Genomic DNA, 20,302 nt, shown 5'->3' with positions numbered 1-20,302 from the left:
TTGAGCGCCGTTACATGAGGACATACTTTCTGTCACTGCCCGCCGCAGGTATCAACATGCAGGATTCACGTAGCCCGGATAACTCACTCCACGACCTCCCCTCGCTGCTGCAGACACTCATTTCGCACCGCCAGGGCCTGATCAAAATCGCCGCGCAAATCACCGGATGCCGCAGCCACGCCGAAGATGTCGTGCAGGATGCCTATCTGCGAGTGCGCAGAATGAAAGCCGGCATGCTGCCCTTCAACGCCCAGCTCAATTACATCTTCCGCATCGTGCGCAACCTGGCCATCGACCACTACCGCAAGCAGGCCACCGAACAGCGCTACTTCGTTCAGGACGACCAGACCCTCGACACAGTCCCCCAGATGTCCAACCCGGAATCGATCAACGTCGACCGCCAGACCCTGGGCAAGGTCGACCGCGCCCTGGCCCAACTGCCCAAGCGCGCCCGCTACGCCTTCCTGATGTACCGCGTGCACGGCAAACCACAGAAGGACATCGCCACCGAGCTGGGCGTCTCGCCTACTTTGGTCAATTTCATGATTCGCGACGCGTCGGTGCACTGCCGGAAGTTCGTGGGAGCCGGGGCGGGTTTCTAGGATTTGGAAGGTGTGATGGGCAGGTGATGTTCGTGGCGTTCGAACATCATTCGCAGGAAGCTTCAGGATTGCTTGGTAGATCGGGCTTTGTATCCGTCACCCACTGGTAACGAAGAACGCAGGTGTACGGCACAAATGCCTATTCGAACCGGGCGTTCATTTCTTCCAGGCTCAAGGTCACATCGCTGTCTATGCCAGGCAGGCGCTCGATGGCTAGACGTTCAGAACGCAGATCTTCAAGCTCATCCTGCAGCGCTTGATAAGCGTCGACGCTCAGCAGCACGGCGGCTGGCTCGTGATCATCGATGATAACCAGATGCGGGACGGCGCCGCTGGTGACAGCTTCCAGGTGCACGCTGAAACACCCAGCCATCGCCGTAGCGGAGACCGCGCGCTGAACTCGGGTTGATGATGCACTCATGCGTCTTGCCCCTGTACCGATGATCCCGTTCCTTCCATGTGCGGAATCGGTTGATAGACGTGTTCAGCTCGCCCGACGCCTATTCATAAGCCCTGCAACCAGCAAAGCCAGGCCAGGCACCAGCAGCCCTATGGACGTCCATCCAAAAGCCTCCTGACCTGAGGCGCCGATCGCTGCGAAGGCACAGCCGACTGCGATCAGAGGGACGCTGGCGAAGTAGAACGGGTTGTTGGCTTTCTTGGCCATAGTGGATCCTCCTGATTTTCGCGAGTGAAAACTGTGTGCTTGCGGTCATCCATGACATCAGAATGAAGGTGGCGCCGAACGACGTCGAGTTGGCGACACGTGGAAAGACATCTGTTACAGGGCCGCGCCTTACGTGTGTCTATGTCCTTCATCCAGGCCAATGGCTATCAAAAGCTCCGTGATTAACCCTCTTTCAGCATGTACTTACCGATTTGAGCTCGGAAAATAAAAACCAATCACTAGCGTTACCAAAGGCAGCGCGCCCACCTTTATCAGTTCAAATATCTCCGCCCACGCCTTATTGTCAGGATTGAACGCATATCCCCCCATTACCAACAAAGAGACCACAAATAAACCGCCGAGTATCTGCTGAGCGAATTTGAGCCTATCGCCCTCTCCAAGCTTAACTGGCTTTTTGCCGTGATCATCTGACGCGAAAACATCCTCGATATTCCGGTCTCCCGCGTGCATATGCTCTTGCGTCATCAAACACCCACCACCCGACCAACGGCTTCAAGCGTGTGGTCATCTTTCTCGCGGACGATACCCAACGAGAATTTGCCGGGCTTGCTCTTCTCCTCGTCGGCGATGGCCAATAGCGCGAACGCTCGGCGCATGGCGTCAGCCTTGCTGATGCCGCGACGTGCGGCGATTTCGGTAAGGCGATCGTCAATCTCGGTGCTTAGGTCTAATGTCATGCGAGGCATGGCGACTCTCCCGTTGTGTCATGAAGTACTGCAATAGTACTGCAAATTTAAGCATCCCTTCCATCAAAACGCTTCATCAGAGTCCGTTACCAGGCCGCTTATTCGCTACCGAATGTAAAACCCTCTCCAACATCACCCCCTTGATGCATAGTGTCTTCGCTCGGCGCACCATCCGGGACATGAGTCCGATTTCCACCCTCCTCCGCCGCCTAGAAGACCTGATCCGCCTCGGCGATCGTGTTCCGATCACTGACGTCAAACATCGCTTGAAAACTACTCACCTACGCCCTCCTGACTCATCCAACGAAACGCCCACCCAACCTGTTTTCGCCCGAACGACCAAGCGTCTTGGTAGACTTGCCTCCCATAACGTTTCGTACAGATCCGACCTGTGTAGCACCCCCCTCGTCCGCCCGTTTTCCCAAGCGAATAATGGCCACGGCGAAAGCGGTAAAGGTCATAGTCAAGGTGGTACAACTTACCGCCCGCCCCACGAAAACACCCGAAAACTGGTACAAAATGCGCAGAGTAAAATGGTACAGAATGTAGCTGAAACGCCCGCCACACCTCGCCTGGAGCCCTCCCGCCGCTTCAGCGTTGCCCCCATGATGGATTGGACCGACCGCCACTGTCGCTACTTCCTGCGCCTGCTCTCGCGTCACACCCTGCTCTACACCGAAATGGTCACCACCGGCGCCCTGCTCAATGGCGACCACGAGCGTTTCCTGCGCTACGACGAGGCCGAGCATCCAATTGCGCTGCAGTTGGGCGGCAGCACGCCGGCTGATCTGGCGGCGTGTGCACGCATGGCGCAGGCACATGGGTACGACGAGGTCAATCTGAACGTGGGCTGCCCCAGTGATCGTGTGCAGAACAACATGATCGGGGCCTGCCTGATGGCGCATCCGGCGCTGGTGGCCGAGTGCGTCAAGGCCATGCGCGATGCGGTGTCGATTCCGGTCACGGTCAAGCACCGCATCGGGATAAATGGCCGCGACAGTTATGAAGCGTTGTGCGATTTCGTCGGGCAGGTGCGGGAGGCCGGCTGTCGCAGTTTCACCGTGCACGCGCGTATCGCCATTCTCGAAGGGCTGTCGCCCAGGGAAAACCGCGACATTCCGCCGTTGCGCTATGACGTTGCCGAGCGCCTCAAGGCTGATTTTCCCGACCTGGAAGTGATCCTCAATGGCGGCATCAAGACCCTGGAAGAATGTGCGGAGCACTTGCAGACGTTCGACGGGGTGATGCTGGGTCGCGAGGCCTACCACAACCCCTATCTGTTGGCGCAGGTCGACCAGCAGTTGTTCGGCAGCGACGCACCGGTGATCAGTCGTTTCGATGCGTTGCGGCAGATGCGTCCGTACATCGCCGCACATATCGCCTCGGGCGGTGCCATGCACCACGTCACGCGGCACATGCTCGGCTTGGGTACCGGGTTTCCCGGCGCGCGCAAATTTCGCCAACTGCTGTCGGTGGACATCCACAAGGCCGATGATCCGCTGGCGCTGCTCGATCAGGCCGGGGCGCTGCTCGAAGGCCGTTGATCGCTGGGCGGTGCGCCAGGGCCTGGCGAGGAGCGCATACTCGATCCATTGAACCGTCGCGCGGCAAGACACTCGAATGTAGATCTACCACCGCCCTTTCCCCTGCTGCACACCGTTGGCCCTTGAGCCAGACGCAGCGCTCGGGTAACGTCATCCATTCGCAAAGGACAGAGCACGCACATGACTTCCAAGCTGGAACAACTCAAGCAAATGACCACCGTCGTCGCCGACACCGGCGACTTCGACGCCATCTCCAAACTCAAGCCGGTCGACGCCACCACCAACCCGTCGCTGCTGCTCAAGGCAGCTTCCCTGGACGGTTACAAGGACTTGCTGCAAAAGACCATCAGCGACAGCAACGGTGACGTCGGCCTGGCCTCGGACACCTTCGCGGTCGCCGTGGGCACCGGCATTCTCAAAGCCATCCCGGGCCGTATTTCCACCGAAGTGGACGCACGCCTGTCCTTTGACGAACAGGCTCTGCTGGCCAAGGCCAGCCAGATCATCGACCTGTACGAAAAGGCCGGCGTGGGCCGCGAGCGCGTCCTGATCAAACTGGCCTCCACCTGGGAAGGCATCCGTGCCGCCGAGAAGCTGGAAAAAGCCGGCATACAGTGCAACCTGACGCTGCTGTTCTCCTTCGCTCAGGCACAGGCCTGCGCCGATGCCGGCGTGTTCCTGATTTCGCCGTTCGTGGGTCGCATCTACGACTGGTACAAGAAGTCCACCGGCCAGGAATACACCGGTGCCGAAGATCCAGGCGTGCAGTCGGTAACCCGCATCTACAACTACTACAAGGCCAACGGCTACGACACCGTGGTCATGGGCGCCAGCTTCCGCAACATCAACCAGATCGAACAACTGGCCGGTTGCGATCGCCTGACCATCAGCCCGGAGCTGCTGCACAAGCTGGCGGAAGATGAAGGCACCCTGGAGCGCAAGCTCAAGCCTGGCAATGCCAGCGAGCCAAAGCAGATCCTGACCGAGGCTCAGTTCCGCTGGGCATCGAACGAAGACGCAATGGCCACCGAAAAACTGGCCGAAGGCATTCGTCAGTTTGCGCGTGACCAGGAGAAGCTGGAAACCCTGCTCACTGCAAAAGTGTCCTGATTCAGCACGGCGACACATGAAAAAAGGCGACCGCAAGGTCGCCTTTTTTATGGCCGGAAGAGCTGTCTGGAAGTCTCAGCTGCGCTCGAGGGCGTTGACCAAGTCATGGAAGGCTTCACGGTTGGACTCGTTCAGACCCATGAGAATCTTGTGCGCCTCCAGCACCTTGGATCTTACGACATCTTCGGAAAGGTCCTGCGAGGGCAGATCGGTAAGGCAGTCGGGGCACGGAATAGGACGGCCAACGATGTTGAACACCTGATCGAATCCCATGGACTGCAACAGGCGCGTGATGTCCTCGTGGGTCGTCACCACGGTCGGCAGCAATCCTACTTTTTGCCGGGACATGATTGACAGCTTGGCCAGCAAGCCCAAGGTGGTGCTGTCGATGCTGCGGGTTTCGGTCAGGTCGATGACGATGGCGGAGAAATCCAGAGCGGTGAAGATCCGCTCGATCGTCGCATCCAGCGCCGAGCAAAGCGTCAGGCGCACCTCTCCCACGAATTTCAACACGAACGTGCCGCTTTGTTCCGCAAACTGGATTCTACCAGTACTCATGCAAGGTTCCTGCTCAGCACCATCAGGGCGATATCATCCGGCATCTCCCCAAGTGTGGCCAGTCCAAACGTTTGCCGCAAGCCATCCAGGCTGCCGCCCGCTGCGCTGACGATCTCAGGCAATGCAGCTTCTTTTTCCTTCAGCGTCTCACCCGGCAGCAGGTCCAGTATCCCATCGGAAAACAGGGTAAGGCTGAACTGCTCCGGCAACGCCATGACGTGATCGGTGTAGGTGGCTTCGTTGAACAGGCCGACCGGTAGACCACGCCCTTCCAGGTAACGCGTCCGTTCAGGGGTGTACAACACGGGAAGCGGCAGATGCCCGCCTATGCTGTAGGTCAGCAACCCGGTGTGCTCGTCAATCACGCCGCCGACCATGGTGACATGCTTGCCCAGGCGGGTGTTGATCAGACCACGATTGATATGGCCCAGCACGTCCGATGGCTTGAACTCGGGCATCGAACCACCGCGCCGTGATTCGAACATGAGGCGCGTGGTCATGAATTTCAACAGCACCGTGACGAATGCCGATGAAGCGCCATGGCCCGAGACATCGGCCAGATAGAACGCCACGCGATGCTCGTCGACCCTGAAGTAATCGACAAAATCCCCCGACAGGTACAACGACGGGATGATCTGGTGCTCGAAACTGAACCCGTCGGTGCTCCAGGGGTTCTGCGGCAGCATGTTCATCTGCACCTGGCGGCCGGCGGTCTGGTCCTCCTGCAACAGGTGCAGGCTGGCCTCCAGTTCACGGTTGGCCGTTTCCAGCTTCTCGCGATAGCGCCGGTTCTCCAGCAACAACCGGGAGCGATCCAGTGCGCGCCGAACCGAATGCTCCAGAACGGCCAGGTCTTCCAGGGGTTTGATCAGGTAGTCCGCAGCGCCCAGACGCAGTGCTTCGACGGCGTCGTTCATCACACCGGCACCGGACAACACAATGACGGGGATATCAGGCGACAGCTCGGTCACCTGGCGAATCAGGTCCAGGCCACCGACCTGCGGCATGCGCAGGTCGCAGATGACCAGATCGGGCTGCTGTTGCTCGAATACCTGAAGGCCCTGCAGGCCATTGTTCGCCTGCAGCACGCTGAAGCTGCTGTCTTCGAGGTAGGCCGCAAGGCTTGCGCGCACCACATCGTCGTCATCGATGATCAGCAGCGTTGCACTGGTTTTCTGCATGTGGGCAAACGGCGCCAGAAATTGGTTGTCGTAAGTAGGTCAGCAAAGTAAAACCTGGCGAAGACAGCAATGGATCGCCTACCTTTACTTCTAGCCTCTCGTAGAGGCGAATACAAGCGCTGGGTGCCCTGCGCATGCGGATGCAGAGGTGCCTTGTAAGGCGCAGACGGTACTCCCATCCGGCAAGCGTTTCAAGGGTGTTGCGACACGAGCCAGAGCGGCTCGCCCGGCAAATTACCCTTGGTTATAAAAACGTCAATAATAGCAACCAGATCGAAGGACAAGCCATGAGCGTCAATGATCGTGACTACAGTGAGAAACGTGATTTCATCCGCATGACCGTGGATGCCCAGGTCGACCTTCGGGTTGGCGACGTTGTAGTTCCCGCCGTATGCAAGGATCTTTCGAGCACCGGTATGCAGCTGGAAGCCCGCACCCAGTTGCGGGTCGGGGACCAGGTCAGCGTCCATCTGCCCTCGAACCACCCTACCCTCACCGACCTGAATGTTCAGGCCGAAGTGATACGCGTGGAAGATTCGGGGCACGAAGGCGCGCAGACCATAGGCCTGCATACGCTCAGCATGGAGTGAATGCAGGGCATGAAAAAGGCGACCCTCGGGTCGCCTTTTTCATGCCTGGTTACAATTAAAAATCGTCTTCGACCTGGCCATCTTTGACGCGGAACTCGCGGTTCTGCAGATAGGCATTGCGCAGGAAGATGTACTTGTCGCCGTTGATGAGCTTTTCCGCCGACAGCAGGCTGGCGCGGGTATCGACCACGTTCACGCCCAGTGTCGTGTTGCGGGTCGGTACATGGTCGATGTAGCGGTACGGCGAGGTGTAGGTGTCGGGGTACTTGGCGAACGCATCGCGGACGGTGCTTGGGCCCAGCAGGGGCAGAACCACGTAGGGTCCGCTGCTCACACCCCAGTATCCCAGGGTCTGGCCGAAATCTTCGTCGCTGCGCTGCAGGCCCATCTTGGTGCCCACGTCGAAGAAGCCGAACAGGCCGAAGGTGGTATTGAAGATCAAGCGCGCCGTATCGGTACCGGCCGCCGCAGGCTTGAGCTGCATGACGTTGTTGGCCAGGTTGCCGACATCGCCGATGTTGCTGAACACGTTATGGATGCCGTCTTCCAGAAACTGCGGGGTGATCCACTGGTAGCCCTGAGCCAGAGGCTTGAGTGCATAGGTGTCCAGGGTGTCGTTGACCCGGAAGATCGCACGGTTGACCGGCTCCCATGGATCTTCTTCCGCAGCCTGGGCGACCATGGGGGCCACGGCAAGTCCAAGGAGCAGACAGGCTCCAGCCACTCGGTCTATCACAGCTGAACCGGTCAGACGCATACAGGTTACTCCTTGAGATACGATTCGGCCGCAGGCGACCGTCCAAAAATTTGTGAGCCAGTATAAGGCGTCCAGACCCGATTAGGCAGTGCACTTGCGATCGCAGGTGGATGCCAGGTTCTGAACGTACCCATGCCAGACTTCCGGGCTGCCCTCAAGTTCACTCGCGGACGGGTTCGCAACCCTGCCAACCGCGAATCAGACAGGGTCGATACGGACCTTTGCGCACCGGGTGCGGTCCATGTAAGTGCCTATCACTCAAGGAGAACGTCATGCCAGCCCGCGAATTGCAAGAACAGCTCGATGAACTGCGCGAGCAACTGGACAAGAACCAGACGCTGTCGCTCGAGGAGCGCGAAGACATGCGCGCCTTGATGGAACAGATCAAGGCGCGCATGGAACTGGAAAACGCCACCGCCGACAACTCGGTCGCCGACAACGTGAACCTGGCCGTGGAGCGCTTCGAAGTCGATCACCCAGGCGTGGCCGGCGCGTTGCGCAACATTGTCCAGACCCTTGGCAACATCGGCATCTGAGCGCGTTACCCCTACAGCCGCCGTTCCCAGCGGCTGTTGAATCGCCGCGTTACTGGCGCACGAGTCGGCCGTTGGCGAAATCCAGTGCTTCGGTGCTGCGGTAGGGGTTGATGTCCAGGCCGCCGCGCCGCACATAGCGGGCGAACACGGTCAGCTTCTGCGGCTGCAGCAGGCGCTGCAGATCAGTGAAGATCCGTTCCACGCACTGCTCGTGAAAATCCGAATGCTGGCGAAAGCTGACCAGGTAGGCCAGCACGCTGGCATGGTCCAGCGCAGCGCCGGTGTAGGTAATACACACACTGCCCCAGTCCGGTTGACTGGTGACCGGGCAGTTGGACCGCAGCAGATGGCTGTGCAGGAACTCCTCGACAATCCTGGCCGGATCGCAACGCAGCAGTTCCGGCTGCGGGTGATCGTAGCTGCTGACCGTGATATCCAGATCATCGATGCACACCCCCGGCAGGCTGACCACGCCTTCGGCCTCCACCTCCTCCAACCGCCGCACCTTGACGCCCACCGGCTTGCCGGCTGCGCCGGACAGGTCCTGCACCAGCACCTTCTCGAGCGCGTCCACCGAGGCGAACGGCGTCTGGTTCAGCGAGTTCAGGTACAGCTTGAACGACTTGGATTCGATGATGTTCGGCGAATCCGCCGGAATGCTGAACTCACCGATGGCCACCACCGGTTTGCCCGAAGGCAGCAGCCAGGAAAGCTCGAAGCAGTTCCATACATCCACACCCGTATAGGGCAGCGTGTCGGCGCTCAGGCCCAGTTCGGCCCATTTCGCGGCGCGAGGAATGGGAAACAGCAAGGAGGGGGTGTAGGTGGAAACGTACTCGCTGGACTTGCCCAGCGGGGAATGTTCGGCTGCGGGGTGCATGACATAAACCTGACTGAATGAACGGCATCAGTCTAGCGAATTTGCCGCCGCCCTGCATGGCAACGGTGGCGCGGTTACAGGACCGCGCCACCGTTGCCATGGCTCACTCGTAACGCAAGGCGTGCGCAGGCTCGATCTGCGAGGCCCGATAGGCAGGATAGAGGGTCGCGAGAAAGCTCAGCACCAGCCCAGCCCCGCAGATCAGCATGACATCGCCTGCCTGCAGCTCCGATGGCAGGTTGCTGATGAAGTACACGTCCGAGGTGAAGATGTGCTGCCCAGTGACGCGCTCCAGCCAGCCGACGATGGTGCTGACGTTGATTGCGGCGATCACGCCCAGCACACCGCCGATCACCGTACCGGCCACGCCGATCACCGTACCCTGGACCATGAAGATGCCCATGATCTGCCGGGGCGTGGCGCCAATGGTGCGCAGGATGGCGATATCCGCGCCCTTGTCGTTCACTACCATGATCAAGGTGGCAATGATGTTGAACGCCGCCACCGCGACGATCATCAGCAACAGCAGCCCGATCATGGTCTTCTCCATCTTCATGGCGCTGAAGAGGCTGCCCTGGGTGTGGGTCCAGTCGTCGGCCTTGTAGCCCGTGCCCAGGCCCTTGACGATGGCGGCGCTGACTTCAGGGGCCGTGTACAGGTCTTTCAGCTTGAGCCGCACGCTCTGCACCTGACCCGGCTGCCAGCGCTGCATCTCGGCCGCATCCGCCGCGTTGATCAGGCCCATGGAACCGTCCAGTTCGGCACCGACCTTGAACACCCCCACCACGTTAAGGCGCTGCATGCGCGGGGTGATGCCACCGGGTGCAGTGCTGACTTCCGGCACGATGAGGGTGATCTTGTCGCCCACGTTCAGGCGGAAGCGCCTGGCCGTGATCTCGCCGATGACAACGCCAAACTCACCGGGCTTGAGGTCGTCCAGACGCCCCTGAACGATGTGATCGGCGACGATCGACACTTCGCCTTCGCGAGCCGGATCGACACCGCTGATCTGGATCGGCTGCATCATGCCCTTGTACGACAGCATGCCGTCGAGTTCGGTGAACGGCACGGCCGCCAGGACCTCGGGGTTTTTCATGGCTGCGGCAGCCACCGGCCGCCAGTCGTCCAGCGGTTTCACGCCCTGGATCATGGCATGGGGCACCATGCCCAGAATGCGTGAGCTCATTTCGCGCTGGAAGCCGTTCATCACCGACAGCACCACGATCATCGCGAGCACGCCCAGGGCGAGGCCGATCATCGACGTCATGGAGATGAACGAAATGAAGTTCTTGCGACGCTTGGCGCGGGTGTAGCGCAAGCCGACGAAGATTGACAAGGGTCTGAACATGCAGAGGTAACCCGTTAGAAAAAAGAAGCTAGATCGGCACCAGGCGGCCATCTTCCAGGCGCAGCACGCGGTCCATCTGTCGCGCCAGGCTCAGGTCGTGGGTGACCACCAGAAACGCGGTGCGCAGCGATACGCTGAGTTCGAGCATCAGGTCCTGAATGCCTTGCGCCGTGTGGTGGTCGAGGTTGCCGGTGGGCTCGTCGAGCATGACCAGGCCAGGCGTGTTCACCAGGGCGCGGGCAATCGCCACGCGCTGACGCTCACCCCCCGACAGCTCGGCAGGCTTGTGCTGCAACCGATGGCCCAGACCGACACGCTCCAGCAATGCGGTAGCACGCTGCCTGGCCTCGGGGATCGCAGTCTTGCCGATCAGCAGCGGCATGCAGACGTTTTCCAGCGCGGTGAATTCGGGCAACAGATGGTGGAACTGGTAGACGAACCCCAGAGCGCGGTTGCGCAGCAGGCCACGGGCCCGCTCGTTCAACGCCGAGAGCTCTTCCCCGGCCAGCCAGACACTGCCGCGGCTGGGCGTATCGAGCCCGCCGAGCATGTTGAGCAGGGTGCTCTTGCCCGAGCCGGAACTGCCGACGATGGCCACTCGCTCACCGGCGTGCAGCTGCAGTTGCAGGTTGTCCAGCACCACCACGGATTCCGGGCCTTCCTCGTAGGACTTGCCCAGGTTGCGACAACTCAATACTGCTTGTTCACTCATGCCCGACTCACTCATAACGTAACGCCTCCGCCGGCTGGGTACGCGCAGCGCGCCAGGCCGGATACAGGGTGGCGAGGAAACTCAGGACCAACGCCGCGCCGCAGACCATGAACACATCGTTGGCCATGAGTTGCGACGGCAGGTAATCGATGAAGTAGACATCGGCGTTGAGAAACTTGTGGCCGATGGCCTTTTCCAGCAAGGCAATGGCGGCGCTTACGTTCAAGGCCGCAAGAATGCCGACAGCGGCGCCGATCAAGGTGCCGACCACGCCGATCACCGTGCCCTGGACCATGAAGATGCGCATGATCTGCCCCGGCGTCGAGCCCAGGGTGCGCAGAATGGCGATGTCGCCCTTCTTGTCGTTGACCACCATCACCAGTGTGGAAATGATGTTGAACGCGGCCACGGCGACGATCAGCAGCAACAGCAGGCCGATCATGGCTTTTTCCATGCCGATGGCCTGATAGAGATTGCCGTGGGTGCGGGTCCAGTCGCGGGCATAGTAGGTCTGGTCGCCCAGTTGCTGGGCGATCTGCCAGGACACGCGTGGCGCCTGGAACAGATCCTCGAACTTCAGACGCAAGCCTTGCACCTCGCCGGCTTTCCAGCGGTGCAGCTTGCCCAGGTCTTCGAGGTTGGCCAGGCCCAGGTAGCCGTCCAGCTCGCCGGCACCGACGTGGAAAATGCCGGTCACGGTGAAGCGCTTCATGCGCGGGAACATGCCGGCCGGAGTGACGGTGACTTCCGGTGCCACGAAGGTCACCTTGTCGCCGACACCGACGCCCAGCTTGGTCGCGGCCTTGTCGCCGATCATCAGGCCGAATTCGCCGGGCCTGAGGTCATCGACCCTGCCCTGCTTGACGAAGGCGTCGATGATCGAGACGTTGTGCTCCTGCGCAGGATCGATGCCATTGAGCAGAATCTTCTGGACCTGCCCGTCATGGGTCAGCAAACCCTGCATCTGAGTGAACGGCGCGACCGCCGCCACCTGCGGATTCTGCCGAACCTGCGCGGCCAGGGCTGGCCAGTCGCCGATGGGTTGGCCGGATTCGACGGTAGCGTGGGGGACCATGCCCAGCACGCGGGTACGCATCTCGTGATCGAAGCCGTTCATGACCGACAGCACGACGATCATCACGACCACCCCCAGGGCGAGACCGATCATCGATGTGAGGGAGATGAACGACACGAAATGATTGCGTCGCTTGGCACGGGTGTAGCGCGCGCCAATGAAAACGAAAAGAGGTCTGAACATGTCGGGGCTTGTTCGGGTGAAAGAGGAGACGTCCTGCTGGCAGGGCGTGACGAGCAGCTTTACACTCGGACCATCGCCTCTACCCCGGGTTCGTCATGACGACATCAGATGAAGAAGATCGCCGCGAATACTATCGCATCGATGACCGCATCGCACTGGAAATCACCATACTCCCGGAGGTCGAGACGGCAGGTGAAGACGTGTTGCAGGATGCGTCACCGCTGTTCGACCTGCTCGGTGAAATGCACCTGGCCGAGTTCGAAACCCAGCACCTGCTGCGCCAGCTAAGCGAAACCAACCGCGCCGTGGAGGCTGTGCTCAAGGCGCAGAACCGGCGCATCGACCTGCTCGGCCAACTGGTCGCGCAGACCCTGCTGGAGCGTATCGGCGAACCTCGTCCGGTGGTGCTGTCCGAAGGTGGCCTGGCGTTCTTCCAGCAGCAGCCGATGACCGAGCGCACGCGCCTGACCCTGCGCATCGCGCTGATGCCACAGGCGCTCGGCCTGTCGCTCAAGGCAAGCGTCACCAGCTGCACTGCCGTGGGTGATGACCAGTTCGAGATCGGTACCCAGTTCATCGACATCAGCGACGCCCAGCGTCAACTGCTGGCCCGCTACATCCTGCACAGACAGCAACTACAACGCCGCCAGGCGCGCGAGCGGCAAGCCCCGGCCATCGATTGACCCACACATTCATTCAAGGAGCGAACGTGACGCTTATCTACGGCCATCGCGGCGCCAAGGGCGAAGCCCCGGAAAACACCCTCGCCAGTTTCAAGCAGTGCCTCGAACACGGGGTGCGTCGATGCGAACTGGACCTGCATCTGTCCCGAGACGGCGAGTTGATGGTCATTCATGACCCGACCCTCAAGCGCACCACCGGGCGCGGCGGCAAGGTCGTCGAGCACGATGCCCAGGCGCTGGTCACCTATGACGCGCGCAAGGGCGGCCCGGGCTGGGTGTCGCCCTGCCCCATTCCACGCCTGGAGGAGCTGTTCCAGGCATGCCCGTTCGAGCACTGGCAGCTGGAGGTCAAGAGCGCCTCGCGCACCCGCGCGGCGACCACCGTGCTGGCCATCCGCGAACTGGCGCAGCGCATGAACCTTCTGGACCGCATCACCATCACCTCAAGCTCGCGGGAAGTGCTGCGCGCGGCCCTGGAATTGACCCCGGACGTGGCACGCGGCCTGGTGGCCGAATATGCCTGGCTCGACCCGATCAAGGTCGCGCAGAGCTATGGCTGCGAAATGCTCGCGCTGAATTGGACGTTGTGCACCCCCGAGCGCCTGCTCAAGGCGCAGCGCCAGGGTTTGCATGTGTCGGTATGGACGGTCAACGAGCCTGCGCTGATGCGCAGACTCGCCGACTTCGGCGTGGACAGCCTAATTACAGACTTTCCCGGTTTGGCCAGCGCCACCCTCGGGAATCGCTGAAATCGGTCTCCCCGGCCGGCTCAGGCCACCGGCCGGAGCCGCTCAAAAAAGCCGGTTGAGGCCGTCGTAGGCGGCCACTCGATAGGCTTCGGCCATGGTCGGGTAGTTGAAGGTGGTGTTGACGAAGTACTTCAGGGTATTGAGCTCACCGGGCTGGTTCATGATCGCCTGGCCGATGTGCACGATCTCCGAAGCCTGGTCGCCGAAACAATGCACGCCCAGTACCTGCAGGGTCTCGCGGTGGAACAGGATCTTCAGCATGCCCACCGGCTCGCCGGAAATCTGCGCGCGGGCCATGCCCTTGAAGAACGCCTTGCCCACTTCGTAGGGCACCTTGGCCTGGGTCAGCTCATGCTCGTTCTTGCCGATCGAGCTGATCTCGGGAATGGTGTAGATCCCGGTCGGCACATCGTTGACGAAGCGCCAGCTGCCGTTGTCGACCACGCTGCCGGCCGCCGAACGGCCCTGGTCGTGGGCGGCGCTGGCCAGACTCGGCCAGCCGATCACGTCGCCCGCACCGTAGATCGTCGGCACCGAGGTGCGATACGCCTCGTCGACACTGATCTGGCCGCGTCCGTTGACCTTGATGCCGATATTCTCAAGGCCCAGACGGTCGGTGTTGCCGGTACGGCCGTTGCACCAGAGCAAGGCGTCGGCCTTGATTTTCTTGCCTGACTTGAGGTGCAACACCACGCCGTTTTCCAGGCCCTCGACCTTCTCGTATTCCTCGTTGTGCCGCACCATCACGTTGTTGTTGCTGAAGTGATAGCTCAAGCCCTGGGAAATCTCGGCATCGAGGAAACTGAGCAATTGCTCGCGGTTGTCGATCAGCTCGACCAGCACGCCCAGGCCACTGAAGATCGATGCGTACTCGCAGCCGATGACTCCGGCGCCGTAGATGATCAACTTGCGCGGCGTGTGGGTGATGCTCAGCACGGTGTCGCTGTCGTAGATGCGCGAATGGCTGAAATCGATGTCGGCAGGCCGGTAAGGGCGCGAGCCGGTGGCAATGATGACGCTCTTGGCGATGAGTTTTTCCTGCGCGCCGTTGGCGCAGATCACTTCCACCGTCTGCTCGTCGGAAAAACTGCCGGTGCCGAAGAACACGTCGACACGGTTGCGCGCGTAATAGCTGGTGCGCGACGCCACCTGCTTGGCGATCACCCGCTCGGCGCTCTTGAGTACGTCCGGGAACGAGAACCAGCGCGGCTCGCCGATGGCCCGGAACATGGGGTTGGTGTTGAACTGGATGATCTGCTTGACCGAGTGGCGCAGCGCCTTGGAAGGAATCGTACCCAGGTGGGTGCAGTTGCCGCCGACCTGGCGCCGACTGTCGACCATGGCCACCTTGCGCCCGGCCTTGGCGGCGTTCATCGCCGCCCCTTCTCCGGCGGGGCCGGAACCCAGCACCACTACGTCGTAGTTGTAGACAGCCATGCGTACTCCTTCAAATCTGGCCGGGCGCCACAGCGGCGCCTGCGGCTGGCGTGCCCTCATCAGGCATCGAAAAACATGCGGTGCATTCTATAGGAAGCGCAGGCACCGCGGATGTTCACCCTTAGTCGGCGCGTAGCCTATTTTCCGTGGCCCGCAACGTCAACGATTGCCTGCGACATTTTGCCACTCGAGCCCGGTCGCAGGCCCCTTCCGGTGCATAGGATCATGCGATTGCTGCGGTGGACGCCGGGGTGCCGGAGCCGGTCGCGGTTGCCAGAGCACTTTCATCGAGCAGTTCGAGCATCGCCGCCAGGTTCGGCGAGCCGGCGCCACGGCGCCAGATCAGCCAGGTGTGCAGCCAGCGAAAATCCTCGGCCAAGGTCCATACGCTGACGTTGCTGCTGCCCGGCATGCTCTCCAGCATGCTGCGCGGCATCAATGCCAAGCCGGCCCCGGCGCTGACGCAGGCGAGCATGCCGTGGTAGGACTCCATCTCGAAAATCTTGCCCGGCGCGGCGCCGTCGGCGACGAACCAGTTCTCGAAATGGCGACGGTAGGAGCAGTTGGCGCGAAAGGCATAAATGGTTTCGCCATTCACGTCCTGAGGTCGTGACACCGGCGCATGGCTGCGCGCGCTGACCAGGACCATCTCCTCGTCGAACACCACCCGTCCGTCGAGCAGCGGATGACGCAGCGGTCCGTCGACAAAAGCCGCTGTCAGGCGCCCACTCAACACGCTGTCGAGCATGTCGCCCGAAGGGCCGGTGGAGAGATCCAGTTCCACCTTGGGATAGCGGTGGTGATAAGCCGCCAGCAACGGTGGAATGCGCACCGCCGCCGTACTTTCCAGCGATCCCAGTGCGAAGGATCCCTGGGGCTCGGTACCGGACACCGCCTGGCGCGCTTCTTCGACCAGATCGAGAATGCGCCGGGTGTAATCCAGAAAGCTCCAGCCGTTGGGCGACAGACGCAGACGCAGTTTCTCGCGGATGAACAGATCGACCCCCAGTTCGCTTTCCAGTTGCTTGATCCGCGTGGTCAGGTTCGACGGCACACGATGCACCCGTTGCGCTGCAGCGGCGATGCTGCCCTCCTCCGCCACCGCGCGAAACAGCTCCAGCTGAGTCAGGTCCATACATTCTCCAAACGAGATGGTTTTGGTTATTATTATTCAGTTTTCATGATTAAACCATCCCCGTATCGTGGCTGACATCTTCTCTCGACAGGTGAACGCCATGACCCATGCCATCTCCATGAACCCCGCCACCGGCGCCGAGCTGCAACGCTTCCCGTTCGACAGCGAGGCGCAACTCGAACAGACCCTGGCCGGCAGCTTCGCCGCCTTCGAACAGTGGCGCTACGTTGCGCTGAGTGAACGTTCCGCCGTCATCGCACGCATGGGCGACGTCCTGCGCCAGATGGGCGAACCACTGGCGCAGATGATCACCCAGGAAATGGGCAAGCCCATCACCCAGGCCCGCGCCGAGGTCGAAAAGTGTGCCGGACTGTGCCATTGGTACGCTGAGCACGGCCCGGCGATGCTTGCAGCCGAAGCCACCCAAGTGCCTGGGCAGAAGGCGCGCATCGAGTACCGTCCGCTGGGGCCGGTGCTGGCGGTGATGCCATGGAATTTCCCGCTCTGGCAGGTCCTGCGCGGAGCCATTCCCGTGCTGCTGGCGGGCAATGGCTATCTGCTCAAGCACGCGCCGAACGTCATGGGCAGCGCCACCCTGCTGCGTGAAGCGTTCGATCGGGCGGGGCTGCCCCAAGGCCTGTTCGGTGTACTCAACGTGGAGCCAGCCGGTGTGTCGCGAGCCATCGCCGACCCGCGTGTGGCAGCCGTCACCGTGACCGGCAGCGTCGGCGCCGGCTCGGCCATCGCCGCTCAAGCGGGCGCAGCACTGAAGAAATGCGTACTGGAACTGGGCGGTTGCGACCCGTTCATCGTCCTGGCCGATGCCGACCTGGACGAAGCGGTCAAGGCTGCCCTGCTCGGCCGCTTCCAGAACACCGGTCAGGTCTGCGCCGCGGCCAAGCGCCTGATCGTCGAATCCAGCATTCTGCCGGCCTTCACCGAACGCTTCCTGGCCGCCACCCGGGCGCTGAAGGTCGGCGATCCGCAGCTCGACGACACCTACATCGGCCCCATGGCGCGTTACGATCTGCGCGACGAGCTGGATGGCCAGGTCCAGGCCTCCATCGCGCAAGGTGCCGAACTGCTGCTGGGCGGGCACAAGCTCGCCGGCGCTGGCAATTTCTACGCACCGACGGTGCTAGGCAACGTGCAGCCCGGCATGACCGCCTTCGATCAGGAACTGTTCGGCCCCGTGGCGTCCATCATCGAGGCGCGCGATGCGGAGCATGCGCTGGCACTGGCCAACGACAGTGAGTTCGGGCTGTCGGCGACGGTGTGGACGGCCGATGCCGAACTGATCGAATACTTCACCGAGCGCCTGGAAACCGGTGCGATCTTCATCAACGGCTACGGTGCGTCGGATGCCCGCGTGGGCTTCGGTGGCATCAAGAAGAGCGGCTTCGGACGCGAACTGTCACACTTCGGTGTGCGCGAGTTCTGCAACGCCCAGACGGTCTGGCTCGATCGCCGCTGAGCTGTTCAGGCAGCGGGCTTGTGCGGCATAGTCATGCATTGCATCGTCTACCCACGCGCCGAGGCCCCATGACCCGCACCGTTCTCCAGCAGTTTCCCGCGCAGCGCGACGACATCGGTGACCTGATCACCCGTCGCCCGCTGCCGGGCCCTGGCATCGAGCAACTCGATCCCTTCCTGTTTCTCAACCATCACGGCCCGCAGACCTACCCACGCAACAACCAAGGTCTGCCGTTCGGCCCCCATCCCCATCGCGGCTTCGAAACCGTCACGTTTATCCTGCAAGGCGAGCTGTCGCATCTGGACAGCGGTGGCCACGAGAGCATCATCGGGGCCGGTGGCGTGCAATGGATGACCGCAGGTTCCGGACTGGTCCATGCCGAGCTTTCGCCACAGTCGTTCAAGCGCGAGGGCGGCCCGCTGGAGATTCTCCAGTTGTGGGTAAACCTACCCGCACGCCTGAAGATGACTGCCCCGGCCTATGTCGGCCTGCAAGGCGCGGACATCCCCACGATCACTGAATCTCTGGCCGAAGTCCGCCTGATTTCCGGGGATTATGTTTCCAGTACACAGCATTCTGAGCGAGGGCCGATCGACTCGTTGACGGGTTTGTGTTTGATGACCGTGCACCTGCAACCTGGCGCCCGACTCTCGCTGCCAGCGCCGGTGGGCCAGAACGTCTTTCTGTATGTGGTTGACGGCCAAGCCAGCATCGCGGGCACCGCGCTGCAGTGCCATCACCTGGTCAAGCTCAGCGACACGCACGACAACGTAACCGTCGAGGCCACTGGCTCCGCCACTCTGCTCTACGGCCACGGCGAACCGTTGGGCGAGCCAGTGGCCAGTTACGGACCCTTCGTGATGAACACCCGCGAAGAGATCCAGCAGGCGTTCGCCGATTATCAGGCCGGCAAGTTCGGGCACATCCAGGGCTGAGTTCGTAGCGGTTTGCTGGAGCAAAACCTTATGAACAGGCCATACTCTGCATGAAGTCGACCCGATAATCACAAGAACCGGACTCATTCATGCAGAACAGCCTCAGCCCGATCGATCGGCGCATCCTGCGCCTGCTCCAACACGACGCCGACCTCTCGGCGGCGCAGGTCGCCGAACGCGTGGAGTTGTCCCAATCGCCGTGCTGGCGACGCATCCACCGCATGCAGGAGGAAGGGCTGATCGAGCGCAAGGTCGCCCTGCTCAACCCGAAAAAGCTCGGCCTGAGCATGACCATCTTCGTCAGCGTCAAGCTGTCGGGCCACGGCCGACGGCACCTGACCGAATTCGAGGAGGCCATCATCGGCTATCCGCAGGTGCTGGAGTGCTACACCATGGCCGGGGGCATGGATTTCATGCTCAAGGTGGTGGCCAAGGACATCGCCAGCTACGAGCGATTCCTGCGTGACCACCTGCTGCAGAAGCCCCACGTGCAGGAAGCCTACTCCAACATCGCCATGAGCGAAGTCAAACGCACGACCGAGCTGCCGCTGGAATGAAGGCTGGAAGGAGAAAAGAAAGAAAACGCAGACAAATCATTTGACATGCAAATGATAACGATTATTATTGAGCTCAACCGGTCGAGAGATCGGTTGGATAATCCGAAGGGCCTTAGGTCGGACCTTCAGATTATCTCCTCATCAGGCTAATCACGGTTTTTGACCCGGCTTTTTGCCGGGTCTTTTTTTGGCTCTTCAGGCTAATGAAGAGTGTTGCACGCCGTCGGTTTCGAACATCACCGACTTGGTGGCGCCACTGCAAAGATGGCGCGAATGATATCAAAAGAACATCGGAAAACGGAAGTCCGAACTCGCCTTCTCTCTACAGATGACCAGGATTCGCGCAAAAGGAGGTGTCCCCATGACCCCACTGCTCACGCCCTCTCATGATCTGTTGGACCTCATTCACGGCCAGCCGCACCGTCAACGCCTCTATCGGCAGTTGCGTGGCCTGCCGCGCCGAACGCAACAGGTGCTGCTCTACAGCCGTCTCGACGAACTGGACTACCCGGCCATCGCCCAGCGAATGCACCTGACCCTGGGCGACGTCGAACAGCGGATGCAGAGCGCGATGCGCGCCTGCTGCAAACCGCTGCTGCCAGGCCAGAGCCTGGCCATTCACTGGTACGTCAAACTGCAAAATCCGCTCACCACGGCCAGCGAGCGCATCGACTTCCGTCGCTGGCTCGACAGCGATGCCGCGCACCTGGCTGCCTTTCACGCCACCGAGCTGCAATGGCGCCAGTTGCTCGCGCCCGCCACGCTGCTGGGGCATGACCGCTGGCACCACAAGGCTCGGCAAGGGCTGGGGCTACGGGGGTGGGCGACGGCAGGCCTGGCCATGGCACTGGCCCTGGAGCTCATCAGCCAGAGTCTTTGAGC

At 61.2% G+C, this 20,302-nt stretch carries 24 protein-coding genes; 11 read left to right on the top strand and 13 right to left on the bottom strand.

What is annotated here, in order from left to right; translation table 11 throughout:
* Positions 1 to 56: 56 nt before the first annotated feature.
* Entirely contained in the window at positions 57 to 602 is a 546-nt protein-coding gene (locus AC788_RS07170) for an RNA polymerase factor sigma-70 (protein WP_082223605.1), read from the top strand.
* Positions 603 to 741: 139 nt separating this feature from the next.
* Here AC788_RS07170 and AC788_RS07165 read toward each other — a convergent pair whose 3' ends face one another.
* From AC788_RS07165 to AC788_RS07150, 4 genes are all read right to left on the bottom strand, one after another.
* Positions 742 to 1,023 carry a type II toxin-antitoxin system Phd/YefM family antitoxin gene (locus AC788_RS07165; protein ID WP_236690488.1) on the bottom strand — a complete coding sequence of 94 codons (282 nt, stop codon included), beginning with the start codon at positions 1,021 to 1,023 and terminating at the stop codon, positions 742 to 744.
* A gap of 63 nt (positions 1,024 to 1,086) precedes the next feature.
* Positions 1,087 to 1,269: a hypothetical protein gene (locus tag AC788_RS07160; RefSeq protein WP_049859979.1), complete on the bottom strand. Its 183-nt coding sequence runs from the start codon at positions 1,267 to 1,269 to the stop codon at positions 1,087 to 1,089.
* Positions 1,270 to 1,473: 204 nt separating this feature from the next.
* Entirely contained in the window at positions 1,474 to 1,755 is a 282-nt protein-coding gene (locus AC788_RS07155) for a hypothetical protein (protein ID WP_049859978.1), read from the bottom strand.
* Complete coding sequence (locus tag AC788_RS07150; RefSeq protein ID WP_049859977.1) at positions 1,755 to 1,976, bottom strand: CopG family transcriptional regulator; 222 nt, start codon at positions 1,974 to 1,976, stop codon at positions 1,755 to 1,757. Before AC788_RS07150 ends, AC788_RS07155 begins: the two co-directional genes overlap by 1 nt.
* Before the next feature lie 533 nt (positions 1,977 to 2,509).
* Here AC788_RS07150 and dusA point away from each other — a divergent pair.
* Positions 2,510 to 3,520 (top strand): tRNA dihydrouridine(20/20a) synthase DusA, encoded by a 1,011-nt coding sequence (gene dusA / locus AC788_RS07145; RefSeq protein ID WP_049859976.1) that lies wholly within the window; start codon positions 2,510 to 2,512, stop codon positions 3,518 to 3,520.
* A 180-nt stretch (positions 3,521 to 3,700) separates the two neighbouring features.
* Positions 3,701 to 4,630, top strand: a complete 930-nt coding sequence (gene tal / locus AC788_RS07140) for a transaldolase (protein WP_049859975.1) — start codon at positions 3,701 to 3,703, stop codon at positions 4,628 to 4,630.
* A 75-nt stretch (positions 4,631 to 4,705) separates the two neighbouring features.
* On the opposite strand, the gene rssC is transcribed toward tal, so the two are convergent.
* Positions 4,706 to 5,188 carry an anti-sigma factor antagonist RssC gene (gene rssC / locus AC788_RS07135; RefSeq protein ID WP_043190372.1) on the bottom strand — a complete coding sequence of 161 codons (483 nt, stop codon included), beginning with the start codon at positions 5,186 to 5,188 and terminating at the stop codon, positions 4,706 to 4,708.
* Positions 5,185 to 6,369, bottom strand: coding sequence for a two-component system response regulator RssB (gene rssB / locus AC788_RS07130; RefSeq protein WP_049859974.1), 1,185 nt, complete (start codon positions 6,367 to 6,369; stop codon positions 5,185 to 5,187). The genes rssC and rssB overlap by 4 nt, the downstream gene beginning before the upstream one ends.
* A gap of 287 nt (positions 6,370 to 6,656) precedes the next feature.
* Here rssB and AC788_RS21270 point away from each other — a divergent pair, with 287 nt between their 5' ends.
* Complete coding sequence (locus tag AC788_RS21270; RefSeq protein ID WP_082223604.1) at positions 6,657 to 6,959, top strand: PilZ domain-containing protein; 303 nt, start codon at positions 6,657 to 6,659, stop codon at positions 6,957 to 6,959.
* Positions 6,960 to 7,014: 55 nt separating this feature from the next.
* Here the strand turns inward: AC788_RS21270 and AC788_RS07120 are convergent, their stop codons facing one another.
* The gene (locus tag AC788_RS07120) at positions 7,015 to 7,716 is read right to left on the bottom strand and encodes an MlaA family lipoprotein (RefSeq protein ID WP_049859972.1); all 702 of its coding nucleotides are present in this window, start codon (positions 7,714 to 7,716) and stop codon (positions 7,015 to 7,017) included.
* A gap of 272 nt (positions 7,717 to 7,988) precedes the next feature.
* Between AC788_RS07120 and AC788_RS07115 the strand changes: the two genes are divergently transcribed.
* Positions 7,989 to 8,252, top strand: a complete 264-nt coding sequence (locus AC788_RS07115; RefSeq protein ID WP_049859971.1) for a DUF4404 family protein — start codon at positions 7,989 to 7,991, stop codon at positions 8,250 to 8,252.
* Between the two features lie 49 nt (positions 8,253 to 8,301).
* Here AC788_RS07115 and queF read toward each other — a convergent pair whose 3' ends face one another.
* The 4 genes from queF to AC788_RS07095 form a co-directional block, all read right to left on the bottom strand.
* On the bottom strand, positions 8,302 to 9,132 hold the full coding sequence (queF, locus tag AC788_RS07110) for an NADPH-dependent 7-cyano-7-deazaguanine reductase QueF (RefSeq protein WP_049859970.1): 831 nt from the start codon (positions 9,130 to 9,132) through the stop codon (positions 8,302 to 8,304).
* A 103-nt stretch (positions 9,133 to 9,235) separates the two neighbouring features.
* Complete coding sequence (locus AC788_RS07105; RefSeq protein WP_049859969.1) at positions 9,236 to 10,480, bottom strand: lipoprotein-releasing ABC transporter permease subunit; 1,245 nt, start codon at positions 10,478 to 10,480, stop codon at positions 9,236 to 9,238.
* A gap of 28 nt (positions 10,481 to 10,508) precedes the next feature.
* Entirely contained in the window at positions 10,509 to 11,192 is a 684-nt protein-coding gene (gene lolD, locus AC788_RS07100) for a lipoprotein-releasing ABC transporter ATP-binding protein LolD (RefSeq protein ID WP_177327954.1), read from the bottom strand.
* A 7-nt stretch (positions 11,193 to 11,199) separates the two neighbouring features.
* Positions 11,200 to 12,450: a lipoprotein-releasing ABC transporter permease subunit gene (locus AC788_RS07095; protein ID WP_049859967.1), complete on the bottom strand. Its 1,251-nt coding sequence runs from the start codon at positions 12,448 to 12,450 to the stop codon at positions 11,200 to 11,202.
* A gap of 95 nt (positions 12,451 to 12,545) precedes the next feature.
* On the opposite strand from AC788_RS07095, the gene AC788_RS07090 reads away from it, so the two are divergent.
* Both AC788_RS07090 and AC788_RS07085 read left to right on the top strand, forming a co-directional pair.
* Positions 12,546 to 13,133, top strand: a complete 588-nt coding sequence (locus tag AC788_RS07090; protein WP_049859966.1) for a PilZ domain-containing protein — start codon at positions 12,546 to 12,548, stop codon at positions 13,131 to 13,133.
* A gap of 26 nt (positions 13,134 to 13,159) precedes the next feature.
* Positions 13,160 to 13,882, top strand: a complete 723-nt coding sequence (locus tag AC788_RS07085) for a glycerophosphodiester phosphodiesterase (protein ID WP_049859965.1) — start codon at positions 13,160 to 13,162, stop codon at positions 13,880 to 13,882.
* A 42-nt stretch (positions 13,883 to 13,924) separates the two neighbouring features.
* Here AC788_RS07085 and sthA read toward each other — a convergent pair whose 3' ends face one another.
* Both sthA and ptrR read right to left on the bottom strand, forming a co-directional pair.
* Positions 13,925 to 15,319, bottom strand: a complete 1,395-nt coding sequence (gene sthA, locus AC788_RS07080; protein ID WP_049859964.1) for a Si-specific NAD(P)(+) transhydrogenase — start codon at positions 15,317 to 15,319, stop codon at positions 13,925 to 13,927.
* Positions 15,320 to 15,542: 223 nt separating this feature from the next.
* Complete coding sequence (ptrR, locus tag AC788_RS07075; protein WP_049859963.1) at positions 15,543 to 16,454, bottom strand: putrescine utilization regulator PtrR; 912 nt, start codon at positions 16,452 to 16,454, stop codon at positions 15,543 to 15,545.
* Positions 16,455 to 16,554: 100 nt separating this feature from the next.
* On the opposite strand from ptrR, the gene AC788_RS07070 reads away from it, so the two are divergent.
* The 4 genes from AC788_RS07070 (at position 16,555) to AC788_RS07055 (ending at position 20,300) form a co-directional block, all read left to right on the top strand.
* A complete protein-coding gene (locus tag AC788_RS07070; RefSeq protein WP_049859962.1) occupies positions 16,555 to 17,928 on the top strand; it encodes an aldehyde dehydrogenase family protein in 1,374 nt (457 codons plus the stop codon).
* A 68-nt stretch (positions 17,929 to 17,996) separates the two neighbouring features.
* Positions 17,997 to 18,863: a pirin family protein gene (locus AC788_RS07065; protein ID WP_049859961.1), complete on the top strand. Its 867-nt coding sequence runs from the start codon at positions 17,997 to 17,999 to the stop codon at positions 18,861 to 18,863.
* A gap of 89 nt (positions 18,864 to 18,952) precedes the next feature.
* Positions 18,953 to 19,420, top strand: a complete 468-nt coding sequence (locus AC788_RS07060; protein WP_049859960.1) for an Lrp/AsnC family transcriptional regulator — start codon at positions 18,953 to 18,955, stop codon at positions 19,418 to 19,420.
* A gap of 361 nt (positions 19,421 to 19,781) precedes the next feature.
* Positions 19,782 to 20,300 (top strand): sigma factor-like helix-turn-helix DNA-binding protein, encoded by a 519-nt coding sequence (locus AC788_RS07055; RefSeq protein WP_049859959.1) that lies wholly within the window; start codon positions 19,782 to 19,784, stop codon positions 20,298 to 20,300.
* Positions 20,301 to 20,302 lie beyond the last annotated feature (2 nt).

The sequence above is a fragment of the Pseudomonas sp. RIT-PI-a genome (assembly GCF_001187875.1).
In the GTDB taxonomy this organism is placed as follows: domain Bacteria; phylum Pseudomonadota; class Gammaproteobacteria; order Pseudomonadales; family Pseudomonadaceae; genus Aquipseudomonas; species Aquipseudomonas coleopterorum.
The sequence above is the reverse complement of the archived record's forward strand: the minus strand, read 5'-3'. Positions and strand labels throughout refer to the sequence as shown.

Excerpts from the sequence above, each read along its gene's own strand:
- AC788_RS07150 (WP_049859977.1), bottom strand. The coding sequence starts at position 1,976 with ATGCCTCGCATGACATTAGACCTAAGCACCGAGATTGACGATCGCCTT.
- AC788_RS07165 (WP_236690488.1), bottom strand. The coding sequence starts at position 1,023 with ATGAGTGCATCATCAACCCGAGTTCAGCGCGCGGTCTCCGCTACGGCG.
- lolD (WP_177327954.1), bottom strand. The coding sequence starts at position 11,192 with ATGAGTGAACAAGCAGTATTGAGTTGTCGCAACCTGGGCAAGTCCTAC.
- AC788_RS07060 (WP_049859960.1), top strand. The coding sequence starts at position 18,953 with ATGCAGAACAGCCTCAGCCCGATCGATCGGCGCATCCTGCGCCTGCTC.
- tal (WP_049859975.1), top strand. The coding sequence starts at position 3,701 with ATGACTTCCAAGCTGGAACAACTCAAGCAAATGACCACCGTCGTCGCC.
- queF (WP_049859970.1), bottom strand. The coding sequence starts at position 9,132 with ATGCACCCCGCAGCCGAACATTCCCCGCTGGGCAAGTCCAGCGAGTAC.
- ptrR (WP_049859963.1), bottom strand. The coding sequence starts at position 16,454 with ATGGACCTGACTCAGCTGGAGCTGTTTCGCGCGGTGGCGGAGGAGGGC.
- AC788_RS07155 (WP_049859978.1), bottom strand. The coding sequence starts at position 1,755 with ATGACGCAAGAGCATATGCACGCGGGAGACCGGAATATCGAGGATGTT.
- rssB (WP_049859974.1), bottom strand. The coding sequence starts at position 6,369 with ATGCAGAAAACCAGTGCAACGCTGCTGATCATCGATGACGACGATGTG.
- rssC (WP_043190372.1), bottom strand. The coding sequence starts at position 5,188 with ATGAGTACTGGTAGAATCCAGTTTGCGGAACAAAGCGGCACGTTCGTG.
- AC788_RS07095 (WP_049859967.1), bottom strand. The coding sequence starts at position 12,450 with ATGTTCAGACCTCTTTTCGTTTTCATTGGCGCGCGCTACACCCGTGCC.
- AC788_RS07090 (WP_049859966.1), top strand. The coding sequence starts at position 12,546 with ATGACGACATCAGATGAAGAAGATCGCCGCGAATACTATCGCATCGAT.
- AC788_RS07105 (WP_049859969.1), bottom strand. The coding sequence starts at position 10,480 with ATGTTCAGACCCTTGTCAATCTTCGTCGGCTTGCGCTACACCCGCGCC.
- sthA (WP_049859964.1), bottom strand. The coding sequence starts at position 15,319 with ATGGCTGTCTACAACTACGACGTAGTGGTGCTGGGTTCCGGCCCCGCC.
- AC788_RS07055 (WP_049859959.1), top strand. The coding sequence starts at position 19,782 with ATGACCCCACTGCTCACGCCCTCTCATGATCTGTTGGACCTCATTCAC.
- AC788_RS07065 (WP_049859961.1), top strand. The coding sequence starts at position 17,997 with ATGACCCGCACCGTTCTCCAGCAGTTTCCCGCGCAGCGCGACGACATC.
- AC788_RS07160 (WP_049859979.1), bottom strand. The coding sequence starts at position 1,269 with ATGGCCAAGAAAGCCAACAACCCGTTCTACTTCGCCAGCGTCCCTCTG.
- AC788_RS07120 (WP_049859972.1), bottom strand. The coding sequence starts at position 7,716 with ATGCGTCTGACCGGTTCAGCTGTGATAGACCGAGTGGCTGGAGCCTGT.
- AC788_RS21270 (WP_082223604.1), top strand. The coding sequence starts at position 6,657 with ATGAGCGTCAATGATCGTGACTACAGTGAGAAACGTGATTTCATCCGC.
- AC788_RS07170 (WP_082223605.1), top strand. The coding sequence starts at position 57 with ATGCAGGATTCACGTAGCCCGGATAACTCACTCCACGACCTCCCCTCG.
- AC788_RS07115 (WP_049859971.1), top strand. The coding sequence starts at position 7,989 with ATGCCAGCCCGCGAATTGCAAGAACAGCTCGATGAACTGCGCGAGCAA.
- dusA (WP_049859976.1), top strand. The coding sequence starts at position 2,510 with ATGGTACAGAATGTAGCTGAAACGCCCGCCACACCTCGCCTGGAGCCC.
- AC788_RS07070 (WP_049859962.1), top strand. The coding sequence starts at position 16,555 with ATGACCCATGCCATCTCCATGAACCCCGCCACCGGCGCCGAGCTGCAA.